This window comes from Acinetobacter sp. SM1B (genome assembly GCF_003289665.1).
GTDB classification, from domain to species: domain Bacteria; phylum Pseudomonadota; class Gammaproteobacteria; order Pseudomonadales; family Moraxellaceae; genus Acinetobacter; species Acinetobacter schindleri.
In genome coordinates this window covers 1,435,819-1,443,335 of record NZ_QMBM01000001.1, presented here as the reverse complement: position 1 = coordinate 1,443,335, position 7,517 = coordinate 1,435,819, and the positions used below count along the sequence as shown (strand labels likewise).

The 7,517-nt window shown below is 40.9% G+C and carries 7 protein-coding genes and 1 pseudogene; 4 read left to right on the top strand and 4 right to left on the bottom strand.

Translation table 11 applies throughout. From position 1 onward, the window contains the following. Positions 1–297: 297 nt before the first annotated feature. A complete protein-coding gene (locus C8322_RS06905; RefSeq protein WP_004809153.1) occupies positions 298–528 on the bottom strand; it encodes a hypothetical protein in 231 nt (76 codons plus the stop codon). A gap of 252 nt (positions 529–780) precedes the next feature. On the opposite strand from C8322_RS06905, the gene C8322_RS06900 reads away from it, so the two are divergent. Further along, positions 781–1,263 carry a CinA family protein gene (locus C8322_RS06900; RefSeq protein WP_005221849.1) on the top strand — a complete coding sequence of 161 codons (483 nt, stop codon included), beginning with the start codon at positions 781–783 and terminating at the stop codon, positions 1,261–1,263. A 39-nt stretch (positions 1,264–1,302) separates the two neighbouring features. Next, positions 1,303–1,917, top strand: a complete 615-nt coding sequence (locus tag C8322_RS06895) for a hypothetical protein (RefSeq protein WP_005221848.1) — start codon at positions 1,303–1,305, stop codon at positions 1,915–1,917. Between the two features lie 80 nt (positions 1,918–1,997). On the opposite strand, the gene prpC is transcribed toward C8322_RS06895, so the two are convergent. Next, a complete protein-coding gene (prpC, locus tag C8322_RS06890; RefSeq protein WP_111810478.1) occupies positions 1,998–3,140 on the bottom strand; it encodes a 2-methylcitrate synthase in 1,143 nt (380 codons plus the stop codon). Positions 3,141–3,144: 4 nt separating this feature from the next. Further along, positions 3,145–4,029: a methylisocitrate lyase gene (gene prpB, locus C8322_RS06885; protein WP_004810717.1), complete on the bottom strand. Its 885-nt coding sequence runs from the start codon at positions 4,027–4,029 to the stop codon at positions 3,145–3,147. A gap of 232 nt (positions 4,030–4,261) precedes the next feature. Here prpB and C8322_RS06880 point away from each other — a divergent pair. Both C8322_RS06880 and argF read left to right on the top strand, forming a co-directional pair. After that, a pseudogene (locus C8322_RS06880) lies at positions 4,262–4,915 on the top strand (TetR/AcrR family transcriptional regulator). A 110-nt stretch (positions 4,916–5,025) separates the two neighbouring features. Then, a complete protein-coding gene (argF, locus tag C8322_RS06875; protein ID WP_004812788.1) occupies positions 5,026–5,946 on the top strand; it encodes an ornithine carbamoyltransferase in 921 nt (306 codons plus the stop codon). Between the two features lie 53 nt (positions 5,947–5,999). On the opposite strand, the gene C8322_RS06870 is transcribed toward argF, so the two are convergent. After that, entirely contained in the window at positions 6,000–7,292 is a 1,293-nt protein-coding gene (locus C8322_RS06870; protein ID WP_004812786.1) for an MFS transporter, read from the bottom strand. Positions 7,293–7,517 lie beyond the last annotated feature (225 nt).

Below are 7,517 nucleotides of genomic sequence, written 5' to 3'. Positions count from 1 at the left end.
TAAATTAATTAGGTGGTTTATGTCGCACTTCAAGTTTTACTCTGCCAAGTTTTTCATGATATTCCCCTAAAAATGAAGGGAAATTTTATTTTTAATTATTAATATATGATTAAAACGAGAAACAAAAACAAAAAAAGTAACCCTTTTAAGATATTAATTACTGCATTATAAACACTTTAATTAAACATAATAATAAATAAAAATAAGTAAGCAAACATTTTATAATATATTGTTATCTAATAGTTTATTAAAAAACCTCTAAAAAAGAGGTTTTTTCAATCTTATTCAAATTATTAATTAAATCGCGACCATTTTTACAATAATCGTTTGAGTATCTTCTTTTTCATCGGGTAATTGCAAACGTTTTAACTCCTTGCTTTTCACCTTTAGTTTTAAATTCTGGTAGGTAATAATCGCAGGAATCTGATCAAAATACTGTGCATCCGCATCAATTTCTTCCTGAAATAAAGGGGTACCCAACTGATAGTCCAGACTTTTCAGGACTACATATTTAACTGTAGTTTTCATTGTAACAACCTACTTTCATCAAGCACTTTATTTTTATTTTTACCACTGTTTAAGCTTAGATGATACCGTTAAATGCAAATTTTGCTTAACTCTTGGTCAAACACACTCATTCGCTGAATTTTGAACATGTGTATCTCATATTTAGCTTTTAACAGCATGTTTTGTATAAATGTATACAATCGTAAGGGTGATTGAAGAATCCGCATTTCGTCTATACATTGAATACATCACCCTCAAATAAAAATGATAGCCATGTTAAAAGAATGTTGTGATTTACTCGAACAAAAAAAACTGAAAGTTGCTTTTGTAGAAAGTGCAAGCTCAGGCTATTTAAGCAGCCAGTTTTCGCTTTATAAAGAATGTGGTGCACAAATTTTACTCGTTGGACTGGTTTGTTATGATGCCAATCTGAAAATGTCAATCTTAGGGGTACCTCAGGATTTAATTGATAAATATTCACCTGAATCCCCGGAAGTGACGAATGCGCTTGCGATTACCGGCCAGAAGCTGTTTCAAGAAGCCGATTTGATCGTAGCGTGTACCGGCTTGCTCAAACCTGGTGGTAGTGAATGTAAAGAAAAGCCGGTAGGAACGTTTTTTGTTTCGGTTTTCTATGAAGGTCAAACTTATGATTATCGCTATCTGATTGATGGTACACCTGAGGAACGCCTGGATATATTGACGGAACAGATTGCTGATCAAATGATGGATTTAATTGATAGCAAAACTGCTTAATTTCGCGTCTTTATAAAAAATTAGTGGATGAGGATAATGATGAAAGTCAATATTAGTTTGTTTTTACTTGGTATTTGTCTTAGTCCATTGAGCCTTGCGACGGTGGGTGGCCCACAAAACCTTGAAGTTTTGGGTTATGAAGCCAAGGACCAAAAACTATATCTGTTGCGCCATTATCTGGATGGGCGTGGACGTCTGCCTCAACTGTATTATTATAATTTTAAATCCAAGATGCCAAACCAGCTGATTCAGGTCAATTCCCTATATATCAATCCTAAAACCAAGAAAATTGACTATGATCAGAATAGCAAGAAGTTTGATCAGGAAATTGCCAAAATCAAGAAACGTTTGACTCCGGTAGTTCCTCTTCCGAAGCAGAATATTCAGCTCAAGTTACTAAAGACCAGAAAAGGCACTGCACCTGCATGGCATGATCCGAAACAAAGCGTACCTAAATGGACCTATCAATATCGGATTGAATCAGGTCACTATAAGAGTCCAATACAACAGGCTATCAGCTATAAACCCGATTTAAGGTTAAATCAGATCTATAAAATTCCGAAACAGGATAAATTACTGGTCACTGTAAAATATTTAGGCATTCAATTTGAAACTGGGTATCACATTGAAGATCCCGCCCTGCTCAGCCATTAAATGAAGATTAAATAAATATAACCTATAAAAAAATAAGGTCTGACGAGAGACCTTATTTTTTTATTTACAATAGCTGTAACTTAAACTGCTACAGCGCCGCGCTCAGCAATTGGAATCACTTTACGTAGTTCCGGACCCGTATAGTCTGCGCTTGGACGGATAATACGGTTATCTGCACGCTGTTCCATCACATGCGCTGCCCAACCGGTAACGCGTGACATCACAAAGATCGGTGTAAACAGTTTGGTTGGAATACCCATGAAGTGATAAGCAGATGCATGGAAGAAATCAGCATTACAGAATAATTTCTTCTCACGCCACATGACTTCTTCACAACGGACTGAGACTGGATAAAGTACGGTGTCGCCTACATCTTTCGCCAGCTTCTCTGACCACTGCTTGATAATACCGTTACGCGGATCATTGTCTTTGTAGATTGCATGACCGAAGCCCATGATCTTTTCTTTACGTTCCAGCATACCCAGCATTTCACGCTCAGCTTCTTCTGGCGACGTCCAGTTTTCAATCATATCCATCGCGGCTTCATTGGCACCACCATGCAGGGGACCACGTAGTGAGCCAATCGCACCGGTAATACAAGAATGCAAATCAGACAATGTCGATGCACATACGCGTGCGGTGAAAGTTGAAGCATTGAATTCATGCTCTGCATATAGAATCAGTGATACATTCATCACCTGCTCATGCAGCGCATTTGGCTTTTCACCACGCAGTAAGTGCAGGAATTGAGCACCGATTGAATCATCATCGGTATTTTCATCAATACGGATGCCTTCATGGCTATAGCGATACCAGTAACAGATAATCGCGGGTAGCGTTGCCAGAATACGATCCGCTACATCCTGCTGTTCAGCAAAAGACTTTTCTGTTTCCAGATTACCCAGCATGGAGACGCCGGTACGCATCACATCCATTGGATGCGAGTCCGCCGGAATGCGTTCCAGCACTTCTTTCAGTGCTTGCGGAAGGCGACGTAATGACTTAAGTTTTGCCTTATAAGCTGCAAGCTGCTCGGCAGTTGGCAATTCACCAAAGAAAATCAGATAGGCTACTTCTTCAAACTGGCAGTGTTCTGCCAGATCCTGCACATCGTAACCACGATATGTCAGTCCTGCACCGCTTTTGCCTACTGTTGAAAGTGCCGTTTTCCCTGCGACTTGTCCACGCAATCCTGCGCCAGTGAGTACTTTTCCTTCAGCCATTGTTTTAATTCTCCTGCTTAAACAGTTTATCTAATGTGTCTTCGAAGCTGTGATAATCTAAAAATTCGTAGAGTTCTTTTCGTTGTTGCATTTTGTCCAGTACATTTACCTGAGTACCGTTTTGACGGATCGACTGCATCACTTCTAAAGCCGCCTTTTGCATTGCACGGGTAGCTGACAGTGGATATAGCACCATACGAATGCCCTGCTCAGCCAGTTCTTCGGTGGTGTAATACGGTGTATCACCAAATTCAGTGATATTTGCCAAAACAGGTACACCCACCGCATCGCAGACTGTTCTATACATGGTGATGTCCGTCATTGCCTCAGCAAAGATCGCATCCGCACCCGCTTCTACACAGGCGCAAGCACGATCAATCACAGCCTGTAAGCCTTCTTTTTGCAAGGCATCGGTACGTGCCATGACCACAAAGTTAGAATCCGTTTTGGCATCCACTGCCGCCTTGATCCGGTCTACCATTTCCTGTTGCGATACGATTTCTTTATTTGGACGGTGGCCGCAACGCTTTTGTGCTACCTGGTCTTCAATATGTACTGCTGCTGCGCCAGCTGCAATCATCTGCTTAATGCTACGAGCAATATTAAATGCACCACCCCAGCCTGTATCAATATCTACCAGTAATGGCGTATCCACACGTTCAGTAATACGGCGTACATCTTCAAGGACATTATCAAGACTGGTCATACCCAGGTCAGGCAATCCATAAGAATAATTGGCCACACCGGCACCAGAGACATAAAGGGCTTTATAACCGACCTGTTTCGCCATCATGGCTGCATAGGCATTTACGGTTCCAATGATTTGTAGTGGTTTCTCAGTTTCTAATGCTTCTCTAAACTTTAAACCTGCAGACATTTGTTGTGTCATCTTCCCTTTCCACAGTGTTGGCTATAATTATTGAAGTTCGAGTATACCTATTCAAAACGCTCAATCCATGGCCTGATAGAATAAAAACTCTAAAACTTTAGTCAAATAATGCGGATAGATTTAGCATAAATCTTAGTCGAGATAATAGATACAGCAGTCTCCATGAAATGTGCGCACAACTTTGTTATGATGGCAACTGAAATAATCGAAAAGTGCTGATTTAGTCGTCAATATGCAGGATCTCGTTCAACTGGAACCCTTAGCCAAAGATGTGCCACAGACCAAGCGTGGTCATGAGCGCTGTCTCGCCCTTTTGATCAGTGCAACAGAGCTGTTCCTGGAACATGGTTATGATGCTGTATCACTGGATGATATTGTCAATCATGCCGGTGGCTCCAAGGCATCTATTTATAAATACTTTGGCAATAAAGAAGGCCTGTTTAAGTCGATTTGTGATTATCGCCGTACCCAGTTCTTTAAAGATATTTGTCTCCCCTTTTCTTTAAACAGTTCTAAAGACTTTAGAAGCTATTTGATTCAGACCTTGCTGAACTTCTACCAACATATCAAACAGCCGGAAAATGCCGCATTTATGCGGCTGGTGCTGGAACAAAGTGGACGCAATCTGGATATTGCTCGACATATTCATGAACAGGGGCCAAAACATATCCAGCACTCTATTGCTGAAGTTTTGTCACAGGCACATGCCAAAGGTCTGCTCAGCTGTCCAAATCCATTATTTTCTGCACAATTATATTTCGGTATTTTAAGAAATATGTAATGGCGCATTTTAATGGGTTTGCCAAGCGATGAAACTGATCAGGAAACTGTCGAATATGTGAATTATTGTGTCGATCGTTTCCTGGACGGTCATCAAAAAGTCTAGTTTTTTTGCAATTTCCTATTCATATAGTATATTAGCCGATTCCGTATTTTTTTAACTAACCAACAACTAATTGTTGAACCAGTTTTTCAGCAATTATTGTGGAGTAACGAATGGCTCTCCGTCACTTTCTGACTTTACGCGATCTATCGACTTTAGAACTTAACCAGATACTGCAACGCGCCATCGAGCTCAAGCGCAAACAGCATAACAATGAAGTTTTCCAACCGTTTGTTGGTAAAGTTATGGGAATGATTTTTGAGAAATCCAGTACCCGCACGCGTGTTTCGTTTGAAGCTGGCATGACCCAATTCGGCGGCAGCGCAATTTTCCTGTCTTCACGTGATACTCAATTGGGCCGTGGCGAACCTATCGAAGATTCTGCACGTGTTATTTCAAGCATGCTTGATGTAGTGATGATCCGTACTTTTGGTCATGACATCGTTGAACGTTTTGCTTCTTATTCAAAAGTACCCGTGATTAACGCTCTGACTGATGACCACCATCCTTGCCAGCTGCTTGCTGACATGCAGACTTACCTGGAACATCGTGGTCCAATCGAAGGTAAAACTGTGGCGTGGATCGGTGATGGCAACAATATGTGTAATTCATATATTGAAGCTGCGCATATGTGGGGCTTTAAGCTGAAAATTGCTGCGCCTAAAGGTTATGAGCCACAAGAAAAATTCCTGTCTGAATTTGCACACTGTGTAGAGCTGGTTGACTCAGCTGAAGATGCAGCAGTCAATGCTGACCTGATCGTGACTGACGTTTGGGCAAGTATGGGACAGGAAGAAGAACAGAAAATCCGTGAAAAAGCATTTGCTGATTATCAGGTCAATGAGCGCTTGATGGATCTGGCTCACCCCGACTGCCTGTTTATGCACTGTTTGCCAGCACACCGTGGCGAAGAAATTTCAGAAAATATGCTGGATCACAAAAATGCCGTGGTTTGGGATGAAGCTGAAAACCGTCTACATGCTCAGAAAGCATTGGTTGAATTTCTGATTAATGAAAATCTGAAAAAAGACTAAATTTTCTTTCAATAAAAAAGCACCGAATTTGGTGCTTTTTTATTGCTCAAAGATTAATGATCATCTTTTAAATATTTTGGTTCTTTCGGTAATTGCCAGCTACAGAAGAAACATATAATCAGCATTACAATGACATACACGAAGAAGGTATTTTCAATACCTGCTGATTTAAACTGTAATGCGACCGAAGGTGCTGAACCACCAAAGACGGCATTACCCACTGCATAAGAGAAACCTACTCCTAAAGCTCGTACATGTGGCGGGAACATTTCTGCTTTTACGATACCGCCAATCGAGGTATAGAGGCTCAGTAACATCATCAGGAAAATCAGCAATAATGCAACGATCACTGGGGTATCACTGAAGACCCGCATACCGACCGCCATGACCGGATAAATCGCAATCGCCATCAACCCACTAAACAGCAGCATACAGGTACGACGACCAATTCGATCCGATAAAGCACCAAAAAATGGCTGTGCAATCATCAATATAAAGATACAGGCCGTCATAATAAATCCGACAGTCTTTGGATCAATACCGATATTGGTTAAATAGGTTTTTGAATAAACCGTAATCACATAGAAGCTTAGTGAACCCGCTGAAGTATAGCCAACCACCAGCAAGAATGTTTTCCAATGGTTCTTGAACAATTCTTTAAGTGTACCTGAATCTTCCTTATCGCTATCTTCCGTAGATAGCGTTTCTTCAAGACGGCTACGTGCCAATAAAGAAACAATTGCCGCAATACCACCAATCACAAACGGGATACGCCAGCCACCATCAAGTAACTGTTGTTCGCTCATAAAGCCCAGGAAAATAACCCCGAGTAAACTTGCCAGCAACTGACCACCGGTCAAGGTCACATATTGGAAAGATGAGAAAAATCCACGCTGACCTTTTAAACCCAGCTCACTCATATAGGTCGCAACAGCGCCATATTCACCACCGACTGATAAGCCCTGTAACAGACGCACCAGCAGCAGCAAGAATGGTGCTGCCATACCCACCTGCTCATAAGTTGGTAAAGCTGCGAATAGGAATGAACTGATGGCCATTAAACAGATCGAAATGACCATGGATTTTTTACGGCCATGTTTATCGGCAATACGGCCAAATAGCCAGCTACCTATCGGACGCATAAAGAAGCTGGCAGCAAATACACCCCAGACATAAATTGCCTGAGTTGAACTGTCCATATTTGGTGCAGTGAGTGCCTTGGTAAAATAAACCGCAAATACAGCATAGATATAAAAATCGAACCATTCGACCAGGTTACCGGAGGCTGCCCCGACGATTCCTTTAATACGACTGTTTTTTTCCTGCTTGGAATAAGCTTGACTCAAAATATGACATCCTTATTTTTAAATCATTGAAGTTTCTTGTTTATAGGTCAATATTTTATGCCTTTAAACTTAGATATTTTTTTGCATGCACCCTACGTACTTACCGGTATGCTGCGTGGGGAGGTGTAAGACTATAAACCTAGATGAAATCCAACACAAAAAATAAAGTGTAATTATTAATAGATTTTTCACATAAAAAGTCTTTTAAACTTCAATGTTTAAGAA